Genomic DNA, 14,982 nt, shown 5'->3' on the forward strand with positions numbered 1-14,982 from the left:
GCTATATAAATAGTATCTTTAACAAAAAAATTACTAACATTTAAAAATTAAAACTATGCTAAATTTGTTACCAGTATTACCTTACATACTTGCAGCTTTCTTTTTAATTGCAGCATCATTCTTTATAATTAAACAACAAACAGCTGCGATAATTGAACGTTTCGGACGTTTTCAAAGCATTCGTCATTCTGGTCCTCAATTTAAAATTCCATTAGTAGATAGAGTTGCAGGAAAATTAAGTTTAAAAATTCAGCAATTAGATGTAATAGTTGAAACAAAAACATTGGATGATGTATTTGTAAAATTAAAAGTATCTGTTCAATACAAAGTAATAAAAGATAAGGTATATGATGCTTTTTATAAGCTAGATTATCCGCACGATCAAATTACTTCGTATGTTTTTGATGTTGTTCGTGCAGAAGTACCTAAAATGCGCTTAGATGACGTATTTGTTAAGAAAGATGATATTGCAATTGCTGTAAAAACAGAATTAAACGACGCGATGATGGATTATGGTTATGATATTATAAAAACCTTAGTTACTGATATTGATCCTGACGCACAAGTAAAGGCTGCTATGAACCGTATTAATGCCGCAGATAGAGAAAAAACAGCAGCGCAATATGAAGGTGATGCACAACGTATATTAATTGTTGAAAAAGCAAAAGCTGAGGCTGAGAGTAAGCGTTTACAAGGACAAGGTATTGCTGATCAACGTCGTGAAATTGCTCGTGGTTTAGAAGAATCTGTAGAGGTTTTAAACCGTGTAGGTATTAATAGTCAAGAAGCATCTGCTTTGATTGTAGTAACACAACATTATGATACCTTACAATCGTTAGGGGAAGAAACAAATAGTAACTTAATTTTATTACCTAATTCACCACAAGTAGGAAGTAATATGTTAAATGATATGGTAGCAAGCTTTACAGCTAGTAATCAAATTGGAGAGGCGATGAAAAAAGCACAAAAAGATAAAGACAACGAATAATTATGATATTATCTACCACACCATCGTTAGAAAATAAACCAGCTAAAGAATATTTAGGTATTGTTTCTGGTGAAACAATTATAGGTGCAAACGTTTTTAAAGACTTTTTTGCAAGTATTAGAGATATTGTAGGAGGTAGGTCTGGTTCTTATGAAAAAGTGCTTAGAGAAGCGAAAGAAATAGCTATAAAAGAAATGACTGAAAGAGCTCAAAGACTAGGAGCTGATGCAATAGTTGGAATCGATTTAGATTACGAAACCGTTGGTGGAAGTGGAGGTATGTTAATGGTAACAGCCTCTGGAACTGCCATAAAATTATAAGCAAATAAAAAACCGAAACGTAAATGTTTCGGTTTTTTTATTGATAAATATATACTTATTTCTTGTCTTCTACTTTATCGGTAGTATCATCATCATTTTTGGTAGCATCTTTAAATTCTTTGATACCTGTACCCAATCCTCTCATTAATTCTGGAATTTTTCTACCTCCAAATAATAATAACACTAATGCAACGACAATAGCTATTTGCCAAGGTCCAATCATTCCTAAAAATATAGTAAGTAAATTCATTTTTATTAAATTTTGCGTTACAAAGATACAAAATTAACCTCTGTGTTCAATTACACCACCAATTACTTTTTTATCTCTAAAAACTTCTGGTTTTCCTTTGTAAAAAATAGAACCACCAAACGATACTTTTGCGTCTAAAGTTTCACCTGCTTGTACTTCTACTTTAGATCCAGAACCTGCTTTAACAATAGTCATTTCTTCTACTGATAATTTATATCCGTGGTACATACCACCCAAATCTGCATCAACATTTTGGTTCTTTGTGCTTCCAGAAAGCCTAATAACAGCTCCTGAAGAGCTTTTTACCTTTAAATGCTTAACCTTAACTGAAAGATTAATAAAAGCTCCCTCTTGAGCCTTTATTTCAACTTTTTGCTGATGAATATCTTTACCAGTTACAGTGGCACCTTCATTGGCATCAATTACATCAATATCTTCTTTGTAATATAAGGTAGCTTTCACTTTTCCGTTGGCAGTAGTTTCAGGAAATTTTAATAATACTTTTAATGTATATCCTTCAACTTTGATCTTTACTTTATCAGTTTTTTCACCAGTAACAACTATTTTAGATTCGTTAGATCTAACTAATTCTAAATCGATACCATTGTACACTTTTACTTGATAAAAGCTACCTAATTCTTTAGTCATCGTTGTTTGTGCTGACGCTATAACAGTCATCAAAAACAAACTTATACATACTAAATTCTTCATAATAAATCCATTAGTTTATTGTCTTAAAACAATAATTATACCAATACAATAAAGACAAATATTGAAAATTATTGTTGAAAAGGAAACATTTAATGTGATATCAAATTAAAGTCGAGGTGTTTGCGCTCTAAATCAGTGTGTTTCACTTTTACAACAACTTCATCACCTAATTGAATCATGTTTTTAGTCGACTGACCAACCACAGCGTATTGTTTTTCATCAAAAATGTAGTAATCATCTTTTATATCTTTAATACGCACCATTCCTTCACATTTGTTGGATTTTATCTCTACATAAATTCCCCACTCAGTAACACCAGAAACCACGCCTTCAAATTCTTCATCTTTATGATCTTGCATGTATTTAACTTGCATGTACTTGATAGAATCTCTTTCGGCTTTAGAAGCTAACTCTTCCATTTTTGAAGAATGTTTACACTTTTCTTCATAAATTTCAGCTTTAGGTGAATTACCACCATCTAAATAATGCTGTAATAAACGATGTGTCATTACATCAGGATAACGACGGATTGGTGAAGTAAAGTGACTATAATAATCAAAAGCTAACCCGTAGTGACCAATATTTTGTGTAGTATATTCTGCTTTACTCATCGAACGAATAGCTAAAGTTTCAACCATATTCGCTTCCCCTTTCCCATGAACATCAGATAATAATTTGTTTAAACTATCGGATGTTTTTTGTCGTGTTTCAGTATTGATTTTATAACCAAACTTACTTACAATATTCTGTAAAGAGGCTAATTTTTCAACATCTGGTTCGTCGTGTACACGATACACAAAGGTTTTATTACTTGGTTTTCCACCTGATAACCCTACAAATTCAGCTACTTTTTTATTAGCTAATAACATAAATTCTTCAATTAATTTATTAGCATCTTTCGCTTCTTTAAAGAATACCCCTGTAGGATTTGCATTTTTATCTAAATGAAACTTCACCTCAATTTTATCAAAAGAAATAGCCCCGGATTTCATGCGCTTTTTACGCATTTTCTTAGCTAATTCATCTAATTTAAGCGTAGCTTCAACAATAGTTTCATCAACTTCATAAGACTCACCAGTTAAGGAAACATCTTCTGGAATTATATTACCTTTTGTTTCTATTATTGCTTGTGCTTCTTCATAAGCAAAACGCTTATCAGAATAGGTAACTGTTCTTCCAAACCATTGGTTCACAACTTGAGCTTTTTCATTCATTTCAAACACTGCAGAAAATGTTAATTTTTCTTCATTTGGACGTAAAGAACAAACTCCGTTACTTAACATTTCTGGTAGCATTGGTACCACTCTATCAACTAAATACACTGATGTTGCGCGATCATAAGCTTCATCATCTAAAATAGTTTTGGGTTGCATATAATGTGAAACATCTGCAATGTGAATACCAATTTCATAGTTTCCATTTTCAAGCTTTGTAAATGATAAAGCATCATCGAAATCCTTTGCATCTTTTGGGTCGATAGTAAACGTTAAATCACCACGCATATCTCTACGCTTCGCAATTTCTTCTTGAGTGATTTCTATTGGTAATTCTGAAGCTTCATTTTCAACTTCAGTAGGAAACTCATAAGGTAAACCATATTCTAATAAAATAGAATGAATTTCAGTATCGTGGTCTCCTGGTTTACCAAGAACTTGTGTAATTTTTCCGAATGGATTTTTAGAATTTTCCGGCCAATCAGTGATTTTCGCAACTACTTTATCTCCATCTTCAGCACCATTTAATTTACTCTGTGAAATAAAAATATCAGCGTACATTTTGTTACTGTCGGGTACTACAAATCCGAAGTTTTTATTCATTTGCAAAACCCCAACAAACTCAGTTTTTGCTCTGTCTATAATTTCAACAACATCTGCTTCTTGTTTGTTACTTCTGCGTTTATTGTATACATAGGCTTTAACAGTATCGTTATGTAAACCTTTACCTAAGTTTACTGAAGGTACAAAAATATCGTGTTCAAAATCATCACAAATAAAGTAAGCGTTTCCATTAGAAGTTACGTCTAAGGTTCCTACATGATATTTACGATCTTCATTAATCTGAAATTTTCCTCTATCTACTTCTTTTATCTTTTTTTGAGATGTTAGCTCAGCTAATTTTTGAATAATTTGAGTTTTTCCATCAGTATCAGAAATCCCCATTTTAGCAGCAATTTGTTTGTAATTGTACTTCTTTTTGCTGTCTTCGTTAAGTATTTTGAAAATGTTTCGGGTAAGATCTTTAATTACCTTTCCCTTTTTTTTGTAGATTTTTTTCTTTCTAGTCATTAATCTTTCGTCTTATTTAATTTTCTACCAAAGTACGAATAAAAATAACGCTAATGATTTTAAATAACTGTTATAAATTCATTTTGTACATTTCAATTTTTATTTAAAAATATGTATATGAGTGATTCATGGTTTGTAATTGTAAATCCAGTTGCAGGAAAAGGAAATTTTGATAAGATTTGGAATACTATTCAACAGGAATTAACTACTCAAAAAATACCTTTTAAACATGCACAAACTACGCATACTAAACATGAAATAGCGTTAGTTCAAAATGCTATTAATGAAGGATTTAAAAAAATTATTTCGGTAGGTGGTGATGGTACTTTACATCATATTATTAACGGTATAATGTCTCAAAAAAACATTGATAGTCAAGAAATTACAGTAGCTGTTATTCCGTTAGGAACCGGAAATGATTGGATTAAAACTTATAATATTTCAAAAAATATAAAAGAAGCTATTAGTTGTATTCAACAAGAAAAAACGATACATCAAGATATTGGTCTTTTAGAATTAAAAAACACCTCTTCGTACTTTTTTAATGTAGCAGGAATAGGTTATGACGGATACGTTGTTAATAAGTTGAATAAACTAAAAAGATTCGGACATATTGCTTACTTATTAAGCGGAATAGCAGGTTTGTTACTTTATAAAAAAACTGAATTTACTATAGAAGTTAACAATCAAATTATTGAAACTAAATGCTTAATGACCTTATTCGGAATTTGTAAATTTTCTGGAGGAGGAATGCAATTAACTGATTATAAAAATAGTAGTAATGGTTTATTTGATATTACTATTGCTAAAAACTTCTCATTAATAGATTTATTATTCAATATTAAAAAGTTGTACAACGGAAAAATAGTAGAACATAAAAAGGTAGAAACACATCTATCAAACTCACTGTTAATAACTCCAAAAAATACTACAGATGTACCTTATATTGAGGCAGATGGAGAGTTAATAGGTCAGGGCTCAGTAAAAGTAACGATGTTTAAAAAAGCTATTAAAATCGTTATTCCGTTAAAAAGTTAAAAAAACTTAAGAGAATTGTAACATATCTTAAATTTATACGTCTTTATAATAAAAGAAAGTCGTTATAAATGAAAAGCTTACGCAAAATAATAGCACTATTTATTTTCATATTTATTACAGGAATTATCGTTACTGTAGTAAGCATTAATACGACTTTAAACGAAAAGAATCCTACAGAAGTAGTAAAAGCAAAAGACTCTGTTTACCTTATCAAAGCTGCTAAAAAAGCCGTTTAATAGCAGAGCGATAGTCAAATAATCTTCAATTACACACTTATCAGTACTTATAAACAATAGTAGCTTACACAGCTTAATTTTCGGAATTTTACCCTACAAACGAGAAAGAAAAGAATTCCTTCTCTCAGCTTTATTTCAATCAAAAGAAACTTAAGAAAGCTTTCTAAGTTAATAATCACAAATACGTCATAACTAAAATAGATCTTCAGAAAAGCAAAATCTAGAATTTCAAAAAAACTGTTATCAACATATAATATTATTAATAAAAAAGATTTTTAAAATTTAAAAAAAGAAATGATTGTTATTATAGCGTGTTAATATGTGGAATAAAAAGTGGATTTTATTTTTGGTGAAGTGACTTATTAAAATAAATAAACAAGTTATTAGCTAAATAAAATCTTTAAAATCAATTATAAAATAGAGTTATTAACAAAAGTTATAAACAGCAATTCACTAAATTTTATGAATAGTTAATTTATTTTTAAATGTAAAAAAAGGGTTAATTTTATGTTGATAAATGTTCATTAAAATCTCAAAAAAAAAGTTGCATAATTAATTCTTGTTCTTGTATTGTAAAAAATATTTAGAAAATCAAATTTTCTTTTCAGAATATACTATTAGTTCTTAACAATTAGATAATATAGTTTAACCCCTTAATTTTAAAGAGGTTATTAAGAATACTAAAAAAAAGCATTGTTAATTACTGTTGATAACCGTTAATAACTGTATTTTTGTAACTCACAACTGAATTAAAATCAACAAATTATGACAATCGCTGTAGGAAATGACCATGCAGGTACCGAGTATAAGTTTGAAATTATTAAACTTTTAGAAGAATTAGGACATAAAGTAATCAACTTTGGTACCAATGATACTGATAGTATGGATTACCCAGATACCATTCATCCAACTGCAGAAGCTGTAGAGACAGGACAAGCTGAAATGGGTATTATTTTATGTGGAAGTGGTAACGGAGCGCAAATGACCGCTAATAAGCACCAAGGAGTACGTGCCGCTTTATGTTGGAATAATGAATTGGTAGAATTAACACGTCAGCACAACGACGCTAATATCTTAACGATTCCAGCTCGTTTTGTATCGTTACAACAAGCCTTAGGTTTTGTAAAAATATTCTTATCAACTGAATTTGAAGGTGGGCGTCACGCTAATAGAGTTGAAAAAATAGCTTGCTGTTAATGAATATTACGATTAAAACATTTCAAGAATTAACAACTTCAGAACTGTATGAGCTTTTGCAATTACGTTCTGAAGTTTTTGTTGTTGAGCAAGATTGTGTGTATCAAGATATTGACGGAAAAGACTTAAAAGCATTGCATGTTTTAGGTGTAAAAGAAGGAAAAATAATAGCCTATACACGATTGTTTAACAGTGGTGAATATTTTGATACACCAAGTATTGGTAGGGTAGTAGTTAAAGAAACGGAACGTAAATATGGTTACGGACACGATTTGATTAAAGCATCCATAAAAGCTATTGTTGATAACTACAATGAAACCACCATAACGATTTCTGCACAAACCTATTTACAAAAATTCTATGAATCTCACGGATTTAAACAAGTAGGTGAAGGTTATTTAGAAGATGGAATTCCGCATATAAGAATGGTGAGGAAGTAAATTTAGTTATCTTTCTCTTTCTTATTCATTTTATAAAGTAGATATCCAAAACCTACTAAAAAATGCAGTATAATAATTCCTGCTATGATGTATATAAATGTGTTTGAATTATTGTTCATAGTCATAAAATTACAACAATAATATTTTTTAAAAAGTAACTTAAGTTACAGTAACTCTCCAACCTCTTTAACCTCACCAACTTGCATATTTCCTAATAAAATATCACCTACACGAACACGAACTAAACGAAGAGTAGGAAATCCAACAGCCGAGGTCATTTTACGTACTTGCCTAAATTTTCCTTCGGTTAAGGTAACAGATATCCAAGGAGTAGGACCGTGACGAGCATCGCGAATTTTTTTAGAACGTTCTGGTAAATCAGGAGTGTCAATTAAGTCGACTTTACAAGGTTTAGTCATGTATTTTTTTCCTTCAAAACCAATTTCAACACCGTTTTGTAATTGTTCAATAGCTTCCGCAGTAATAGCACCATCTAATTGAACGTAATATTCTTTTTCAACTCCACCTCTGGTAGTAATAAAATCACTTACTTTTCCATCTGTTGTTAATAACAATAAACCTTCCGACTTTACATCTAATCTACCAACAGCCATTGTTTTTTCGGGAAAATTATACAATTCACCCAATAATTTATGTTTTCCTCCCTTTTTTTGATTAGTAATAAATTGTGATAAAAAACCATAAGGTTTGTAAATCATGAAGTGACGATGGTTTGACATCTTTTCTTTTTTTAAGAAGCACAATATTACAAAATGTAACATAAAAAGATAGGATATTAAAGCTAGTTTTTCATAACTTAGCCATTCTTATTACTTAAAATAATTAGCACGATTTATGGCAGCAGATAAAGAAAAAGAAGCGAAATTAAAAGCGCTTCAACTTACACTAGATAAGTTAGATAAAACCTACGGTAAAGGAACCGTAATGAAGTTAGGAGATAGCCAAGTAGAAGATGTAGATGCAATATCGTCAGGTTCTTTAGGATTAGATTTAGCCTTAGGAGTAGGAGGATACCCTCGCGGAAGAATTATTGAAATTTACGGACCAGAATCATCAGGTAAAACTACTTTAACGATACATGCAATTGCTGAAGCTCAAAAAGCTGGAGGTATTGCTGCTTTTATTGATGCAGAACATGCTTTCGACCGTTTTTATGCTGAAAGCTTAGGAGTAGATGTTGATAACTTGATTATCTCTCAACCAGATCACGGAGAGCAAGCTTTAGAAATTGCTGATAATTTAATTCGTTCAGGAGCTATTGATATTGTAGTGATTGACTCTGTTGCTGCCTTAACACCAAAATCTGAGATTGAAGGTGAAATGGGAGATTCTAAAATGGGATTACATGCACGTTTAATGTCGCAAGCTTTACGTAAGTTAACAGGAACAATTAGTAAAACTAACTGTACGGTATTTTTCATTAACCAATTACGTGAAAAAATTGGTGTAATGTTCGGTAATCCTGAAACTACAACGGGTGGTAATGCATTAAAATTCTACGCATCGGTTCGTTTAGATATTCGTAAGAGAACTCAAATTAAAGATGGCGATAAGGTAATTGGTAACAGTACGAAAGTTAAAATTGTAAAAAATAAAGTAGCTCCACCATTCCAACAAGCAGAATTTGATATTATGTATGGAGAAGGAATCTCAAAAGTTGGTGAAGTTTTAGATATTGGTGTAGAGTACGGAATTATAAAGAAAAGTGGTTCTTGGTTTAGTTACGGAGACACAAAATTAGGTCAGGGTAGAGATGCTGTAAAAGGAGTTATTAAAGACAATCCTGAATTAATGGACGAACTAGAAAATAAAATTAAAGAAGCTATTGAAAATCAAGAATAAGTAATTTAAATTCAAAGTTCAAACTATTACTATTTAAAAAGCTGTTCTTGTTAAAGAACAGCTTTTTTATTTCAAAAATTTTAAATAGTAAAAAATATTTTAAACTCCTGTACTACCAAAACCACCAGCACCACGTTCAGTTTCGTTTAAAACTTCTACTTCTTGCCAGTTTACACGTTCGTGTTTTGCAATAACTAATTGTGCAATTCGCTCACCATCGTTTACTACAAAATCTTCGTTAGATAAGTTTACTAAAATAACTCCAATCTCTCCACGATAATCAGCATCAACTGTACCAGGAGAATTTAATACGGTAATTCCTTTTTTAGCTGCGAGTCCACTACGTGGACGAACTTGAGCTTCATATCCAACAGGAAGCGCAATAAATAATCCAGTTTTAATAATCGTTCTTTCTAAAGGTTTTAAAATAATTGTTTCGTTTATATTAGCACGTAAATCCATTCCTGCAGACCCTTCGGTTTCATATGTAGGAGTTTGATGTTTGGATTTGTTTATGATTTGTACGTTCATACTTTTATTCTATTGACTTGTTCTTTTAATTCTATAATTTCATACAAATATAACTCGTTTAAATATTCATTATAAACATCGTCTCGTTTGTATTCTATGTTTTCCTCGCCTTTTAAAATATGTTGATTAGCTAATTCATAATTATTTTGTTTGAAATATATTTTCGCCAACCAAAAATGAGCTTCACATGTATATTCAGATTGTTTTAAAGCTCTTTTAAATTCAATAATAGCTTTGTTATAATTTTCTAATTTATACTCGCAAATACCAAGATAAACTAGCGTTTGTACATCTGCCCATTCCTCTCCGTTTTGATTTATTATGCTTTGGTTAAAATGTTCAATAGCTGTTTTATAATCTTTTTTACCAAAATAACATTCACCTCTTAAAAAGTCAATATCTTCATTCCAAGGAGCATCAGTAAAATTAGGAGTTAAACTATCAAGCCTGTTAAAATCTGATAAGGCTTTGTCATAATTTCTTAATTTTCTTAAATGTATCCATCCTCTATAGCCAAGATGCATTTCAGGTTCTAACTCTACAGCTTTGTTTAAATATTTAAAACCAGTTGTAAAATCGCCATGCTTATTAAAAGTTATCGAGTATTTATAGTAATGGTTACTATTTGTACTTTCAAAACTTTCTATTTTACTTATTAAAGTTTTATTCTTTTCCTGATTGTTTATAGAATCAATGTATAAATAACCTATAAAAACCAAGTTTCCTACTATACAAATCAATAATAAAACGCCTACTACTTTAAAAAACTTCTTTAATAATCCCATCTTCAATTTTTAAACGAATTAGATAAAATGTTTTTGTCTCAGTATCATTTTGCCAACCTGATAAATTGCTTGAAATAGCTTCCACCTTTTTTATAAGTTCCCCATTATTAAAAATAGTAGGTTGGTAGTTTTCATCAATTTGAAAGTTTTCTTGATTACAAAAATTGCCAAACTTATCAATATGTATTTTCAAAGTTATAAATCCATTTTTAGGAGTAATATTAACTTCTTCTTTAATAAATTTATCAAAAGCTTTTCTAATCGAAATATTTTCTCCTTTAATAGCAGAATTATATCTAAAGTATGGTTTAGAATATTCATCACAAGGTTCTTTCTTCTTTGAACAAGAAATGAAAATTAGAAAGAAAAAAAGAGCAATTTTTATTTTTTTCATTTTTATACAAAATTTTATAATTCTCAAATATAATAAGGTTTAAGATTAGAGAGTAGTTTATAGATTTCTTAATTTTGTACTACAAACAAATACTACTTATGAGCAATCAAACTAAAATAGCTGTATTAGGAGGAGGAAGTTGGGCAACTGCTATTGTTAAAATGTTATCAGAAAATTTAGAAACTATTGGTTGGTATATGCGTAGTGTGTATGCAATTGAACATATTAAACGCAACAAACACAACCCTAATTATTTAAGTTCTGCAGAACTGCATCCAGAACAACTCGATTTGTCTGATGATATGAATTATATTGTTGAAAATTACGATGTGTTAATTTTTGCCGTTCCATCAGCATTTTTAAACAAAGAGTTAGAAAAATTGACTGTTTCGTTGGAAAATAAAGTTGTGTTTTCTGCAATTAAAGGCATTGTTCCAGAATCTGGGTTGATTGTTGGTGAACATTTTCACACAACATATAATGTTCCATATGAAAGTATAGGAGTTATTTCTGGACCTTGTCATGCCGAAGAAGTGGCAATGGAGCGTTTATCGTATTTAACATTGGCTTGTCAAGACCAAGAACAGGCTAAAGAGTTAAGTAAATCGATAGCAGGTCGTTATATAAAAACAAAAATTTCCGACGATATTATAGGTACTGAATATGCAGCAATGCTAAAAAATATTTATGCTATTGCCGCAGGAATAGCCCATGGTTTAGGCTATGGAGATAATTTTCAAGCAGTATTAATGAGTAACGGAATTCGTGAAATGAAACGCTTTATTAAAAAGGTTCATAAAATGAAGCGAAATATTAACAATTCGGCATATTTAGGTGATTTGTTAGTTACAGGATATTCTACATTTAGTAGAAATAGAATGTTTGGAAATATGATAGGTAAAGGCTATACGGTAAAATCTGCGATGTTAGAAATGAGTATGGTTGCAGAAGGATATTATGCCACTAAAAGTGCTTACGAAATTAATCAAAATAACGGTGCAAAAACTCCAATTATAAACGCTGTATATAATGTTTTGTATGACAAAAAAGAAGCGAAAGATGAGTTTTTAAAGTTAACAAATAGATTAGATTAGTTGTTTGCATTTGTACAAATAATCCTTCTTAAAATGAATTAAGAAGCCCCATCAATCGCTTCTATAATTGGGTTGTTTGTAGGTTTTGTATAGAAAATAAAGACAAAGTTAGTTTAAAAATATGAAAAACAACTTTTTTTGTTAAAATTTTGCTGAAATATAAATAATAGAATAAAATTACTGATTATTGTATTTTTATTACTTTTAGTTTAAAAATAAACAAAAATGAAATGAGCCATAACAAATCTTACTATCCTTTAAAAAAGATTATTGGCGAATTACATCTGACTATAACAACTAATAAAAATTAACAGATGAAAACAATTCAAGAAGCTGTTGAAATTACCATCAGAAAAACGCCTTTTATAGAAGAGGCTTTAAATGAAAAGTTGATAAATGTATCTTCATTGGCAAGAGAAATCTTACCTGAAGTTTCAAAGCTTTTAAAGAAAGATATAAAAGTTGGTGCGGTAATGATGGCAATTAATAGGCTATCACCAGCGAATGAATTGAGAGTTCGTAAAAATATTAAGCGACTTGCCTTAAATTTAGGTGATGTAATTGTACGTTCTGATTTATGCGACTTTACATTTAAAAATACCACTTCATTACTTAGAGAAATTGCTAAAATTTTAAGCAAGTCTGCTGATAGTAATGACTATTTCTTAACTGTTTCACAAGGAATTTTTGAAACCAACATTGTTACCAGTAAAAATTTACAGCCATTTGTTGAAGAAATTTTTAAGAAAGAAACATTAATTAATAATGTGAACGATTTAGCATCAATCACGTTAAAGCTTCCAAAAGATAACTTAGATCAATCAGGAATTTATTACTTTATTTTAAAGCAATTTGCTTGGGCAAATATTGCTGTTCAAGAGGTAATATCTACCACTCATGAAATGACCATCGTGGTAAAAGAACGTGATGTAAATGAAACATTTGCCATTTTAATGGATTTGAAATTGAATTAATCCATGGCAAAAAAAGACCCCTATGCTTCCCTCAGAATTAAAGAATTCAACATTTTTCTTTTAGTTCGCTTTGCTCTGGTATTTGCTTGGTCTATGCAATTTATCATTATTGAGTGGCAGGTGTACAGTATCACAAAAAATCCGTTGTCATTAGGTATCATTGGGTTGATGGAAGTAATTCCAGCAGTGTCTATGGCTTTGTTTGCAGGTCATATAGTTGATCAAAAAGAGAAACGAAACTTGCTCGCTTTGTGTATCGGATTGTTTTCGCTCATAAGTTTAGGTTTATTCTTTTTAACCCTACCTAGTTTTGTTGAAGGATGGGAACAAAAAACTATTCTGTATGCCATTTATGCATTGGTATTTTTTGGCGGATTGTTACGCTCGTTTTTCGGACCAACGATTTTCTCATTAATCGCCTTAATTGTTCCGAAAAAATTATATCCAAACGCAGCAACATGGAGTAGTTCTACGTGGCAAATAGCTTCGGTATTAGGTCCTGCTTTTGCAGGTTTAACCATTTCTTGGATTGGGGTACATTGGTCGTTATGTATTGTTTTCGGATTGGTTTCTGTATCATTTTTAACTGTATTCTTTATCAAAAAGAAACCAATTTTAAATCCGAAGATTGGCGAACCTGTCATGAAAAGTTTAAAAGAAGGAGTGCGTTTCGTGTATAAAACAAAGGCGATTTTAGGAGCCATTACGTTAGATATGATTTCGGTATTATTTGGTGGAGCTGTAGCCTTGTTACCTGTATACGCACAAGATATTTTAAAAGTAGGTCCTGAAGGATTTGGTGTTTTACGTGCTGCACCTGCTGTAGGTGCGTTTTTAACGATGTTAATAACTGCTTACATACCTATCAGTAGAAATGCCGGAATGAAGCTCTTAGCAGCTATTTTTGGCTTTGGAGTTTGTATTATAGTTTTTGGACTATCTTCTGTTTTTTGGATTTCAATCGTAGCACTGTTTTTTAGTGGAGTTACCGATGGGGTTTCAATGGTTATTCGTCAAACGATTTTACAATTAAAAACACCCGATCACATGCGTGGTAGAGTAGCCTCGGTAAACTCTATGTTTGTTGGGTCTTCTAACGAATTAGGTGCTTTTGAAAGTGGTGTAACAGCAAAGTTAATGGGAACGGTAACCGCTGTAGTTTTTGGTGGAACTATGACCTTAATTACGGTAGTAACTACAGGAATAGTAAATCCAACACTTCGAAAATTAGATTTGACGAAAGATTTGGAAGCGCATGAGAAAATAGAGTAATAATAGCTTTTACTTACATAAATTAAAAAACGCCCAGAAACTCAGTTTCTGGGCGTTTTTTATATCATTATTTAGTCAATTAAGACATATCAAAATAGTTGATTTTTGTAATTGTTTTTGTTGTTTGATCGAAATCGATATTTATAAAAACATCACAACTATCACATTCAGCGTATAAAACACTTTTATCACCATTTCTACCAGTACTTAGGTCAACACTACCTAATTTACTAATAGGGTCTCCAACTGTTACTGTAACGCCTTTTATTGTAAAATTAGCTTCGTTACTTAAAACATCAAATGATTCTATGAAAGGTTTTCTTCCAGAAGTAGAAAAATCAATTTTTAACCCATTGAATTTATAGTAATAGTAAAACCCATTATCTTCATAAGAATTAGAAGCACCAAGTAGCGATTCTATCTTGGCTTGTTTTCCAAGGGTTTTTTTTAAATCACCTAAAGTGATATTATTGATTTTAATATTGTTAAAATCAGAACTAGAAATAATATTGGTTTGGCTTTTTACTATAAAACTGGTTAATAAAAAGAATACGACTACAACTTGTTTCATGCTACTTAAAATTAATTGTACTAACCTTTTTTT

Annotated in this window: 18 protein-coding genes; 10 read left to right on the forward strand and 8 right to left on the reverse strand. The window is 30.6% G+C overall.

The window, feature by feature from the left end; all coding sequences use genetic code 11:
* Nucleotides 1-55: 55 nt before the first annotated feature.
* Complete coding sequence (locus ACR9ES_RS08710) at nucleotides 56-988, forward strand: SPFH domain-containing protein (protein WP_435253933.1); 933 nt, start codon at nucleotides 56-58, stop codon at nucleotides 986-988.
* 2 nt (nucleotides 989-990) lie between these two features.
* The gene (locus ACR9ES_RS08715) at nucleotides 991-1,308 is read left to right on the forward strand and encodes a heavy metal-binding domain-containing protein (protein ID WP_274634087.1); all 318 of its coding nucleotides are present in this window, start codon (nucleotides 991-993) and stop codon (nucleotides 1,306-1,308) included.
* A 55-nt stretch (nucleotides 1,309-1,363) separates the two neighbouring features.
* On the opposite strand, the gene ACR9ES_RS08720 is transcribed toward ACR9ES_RS08715, so the two are convergent.
* The 3 genes from ACR9ES_RS08720 to rnr form a co-directional block, all read right to left on the reverse strand.
* Nucleotides 1,364-1,558, reverse strand: coding sequence for a Sec-independent protein translocase subunit TatA/TatB (locus tag ACR9ES_RS08720; RefSeq protein ID WP_435253934.1), 195 nt, complete (start codon nucleotides 1,556-1,558; stop codon nucleotides 1,364-1,366).
* 33 nt (nucleotides 1,559-1,591) lie between these two features.
* Nucleotides 1,592-2,269 carry a head GIN domain-containing protein gene (locus tag ACR9ES_RS08725; RefSeq protein WP_435253935.1) on the reverse strand — a complete coding sequence of 226 codons (678 nt, stop codon included), beginning with the start codon at nucleotides 2,267-2,269 and terminating at the stop codon, nucleotides 1,592-1,594.
* A gap of 89 nt (nucleotides 2,270-2,358) precedes the next feature.
* On the reverse strand, nucleotides 2,359-4,554 hold the full coding sequence (gene rnr, locus ACR9ES_RS08730; protein WP_435253936.1) for a ribonuclease R: 2,196 nt from the start codon (nucleotides 4,552-4,554) through the stop codon (nucleotides 2,359-2,361).
* A 117-nt stretch (nucleotides 4,555-4,671) separates the two neighbouring features.
* Between rnr and ACR9ES_RS08735 the strand changes: the two genes are divergently transcribed.
* From ACR9ES_RS08735 to ACR9ES_RS08750, 4 genes are all read left to right on the forward strand, one after another.
* Nucleotides 4,672-5,592: a diacylglycerol/lipid kinase family protein gene (locus ACR9ES_RS08735; RefSeq protein WP_435253937.1), complete on the forward strand. Its 921-nt coding sequence runs from the start codon at nucleotides 4,672-4,674 to the stop codon at nucleotides 5,590-5,592.
* Between the two features lie 68 nt (nucleotides 5,593-5,660).
* Nucleotides 5,661-5,828 carry a hypothetical protein gene (locus ACR9ES_RS08740; protein WP_170141618.1) on the forward strand — a complete coding sequence of 56 codons (168 nt, stop codon included), beginning with the start codon at nucleotides 5,661-5,663 and terminating at the stop codon, nucleotides 5,826-5,828.
* A gap of 765 nt (nucleotides 5,829-6,593) precedes the next feature.
* Nucleotides 6,594-7,025 carry a ribose 5-phosphate isomerase B gene (gene rpiB / locus ACR9ES_RS08745; protein ID WP_274634092.1) on the forward strand — a complete coding sequence of 144 codons (432 nt, stop codon included), beginning with the start codon at nucleotides 6,594-6,596 and terminating at the stop codon, nucleotides 7,023-7,025.
* Complete coding sequence (locus ACR9ES_RS08750; RefSeq protein ID WP_435253938.1) at nucleotides 7,025-7,465, forward strand: GNAT family N-acetyltransferase; 441 nt, start codon at nucleotides 7,025-7,027, stop codon at nucleotides 7,463-7,465. Before rpiB ends, ACR9ES_RS08750 begins: the two co-directional genes overlap by 1 nt.
* 164 nt (nucleotides 7,466-7,629) lie before the next feature.
* Here the strand turns inward: ACR9ES_RS08750 and ACR9ES_RS08755 are convergent, their stop codons facing one another.
* Complete coding sequence (locus ACR9ES_RS08755) at nucleotides 7,630-8,205, reverse strand: pseudouridine synthase (protein ID WP_274634094.1); 576 nt, start codon at nucleotides 8,203-8,205, stop codon at nucleotides 7,630-7,632.
* 115 nt (nucleotides 8,206-8,320) lie between these two features.
* Between ACR9ES_RS08755 and recA the strand changes: the two genes are divergently transcribed.
* A complete protein-coding gene (gene recA / locus ACR9ES_RS08760; protein ID WP_028891613.1) occupies nucleotides 8,321-9,328 on the forward strand; it encodes a recombinase RecA in 1,008 nt (335 codons plus the stop codon).
* 99 nt (nucleotides 9,329-9,427) lie between these two features.
* Here the strand turns inward: recA and dut are convergent, their stop codons facing one another.
* The 3 genes from dut to ACR9ES_RS08775 are packed head-to-tail and all read right to left on the reverse strand — an operon-like array spanning nucleotide 9,428 to nucleotide 11,038.
* Nucleotides 9,428-9,859 (reverse strand): dUTP diphosphatase, encoded by a 432-nt coding sequence (dut, locus tag ACR9ES_RS08765; RefSeq protein WP_435253939.1) that lies wholly within the window; start codon nucleotides 9,857-9,859, stop codon nucleotides 9,428-9,430.
* Entirely contained in the window at nucleotides 9,856-10,644 is a 789-nt protein-coding gene (locus ACR9ES_RS08770; RefSeq protein ID WP_435253940.1) for a tetratricopeptide repeat protein, read from the reverse strand. The genes dut and ACR9ES_RS08770 overlap by 4 nt, the downstream gene beginning before the upstream one ends.
* Nucleotides 10,619-11,038, reverse strand: a complete 420-nt coding sequence (locus ACR9ES_RS08775) for a hypothetical protein (protein WP_435253941.1) — start codon at nucleotides 11,036-11,038, stop codon at nucleotides 10,619-10,621. The genes ACR9ES_RS08770 and ACR9ES_RS08775 overlap by 26 nt, the downstream gene beginning before the upstream one ends.
* 98 nt (nucleotides 11,039-11,136) lie before the next feature.
* On the opposite strand from ACR9ES_RS08775, the gene ACR9ES_RS08780 reads away from it, so the two are divergent.
* The 3 genes from ACR9ES_RS08780 (at nucleotide 11,137) to ACR9ES_RS08790 (ending at nucleotide 14,378) form a co-directional block, all read left to right on the forward strand.
* A complete protein-coding gene (locus tag ACR9ES_RS08780) occupies nucleotides 11,137-12,132 on the forward strand; it encodes an NAD(P)H-dependent glycerol-3-phosphate dehydrogenase (RefSeq protein ID WP_435253942.1) in 996 nt (331 codons plus the stop codon).
* A 314-nt stretch (nucleotides 12,133-12,446) separates the two neighbouring features.
* Nucleotides 12,447-13,106 (forward strand): hypothetical protein, encoded by a 660-nt coding sequence (locus tag ACR9ES_RS08785; RefSeq protein WP_274634097.1) that lies wholly within the window; start codon nucleotides 12,447-12,449, stop codon nucleotides 13,104-13,106.
* A 3-nt stretch (nucleotides 13,107-13,109) separates the two neighbouring features.
* Entirely contained in the window at nucleotides 13,110-14,378 is a 1,269-nt protein-coding gene (locus tag ACR9ES_RS08790) for an MFS transporter (RefSeq protein WP_435253943.1), read from the forward strand.
* 79 nt (nucleotides 14,379-14,457) lie between these two features.
* Here the strand turns inward: ACR9ES_RS08790 and ACR9ES_RS08795 are convergent, their stop codons facing one another.
* Nucleotides 14,458-14,949, reverse strand: a complete 492-nt coding sequence (locus tag ACR9ES_RS08795) for a hypothetical protein (RefSeq protein ID WP_435253944.1) — start codon at nucleotides 14,947-14,949, stop codon at nucleotides 14,458-14,460.
* Nucleotides 14,950-14,982 lie beyond the last annotated feature (33 nt).

Source organism: Tenacibaculum sp. A30 (assembly GCF_051200845.1).
Classification (GTDB): Bacteria; Bacteroidota; Bacteroidia; order Flavobacteriales; family Flavobacteriaceae; genus Polaribacter.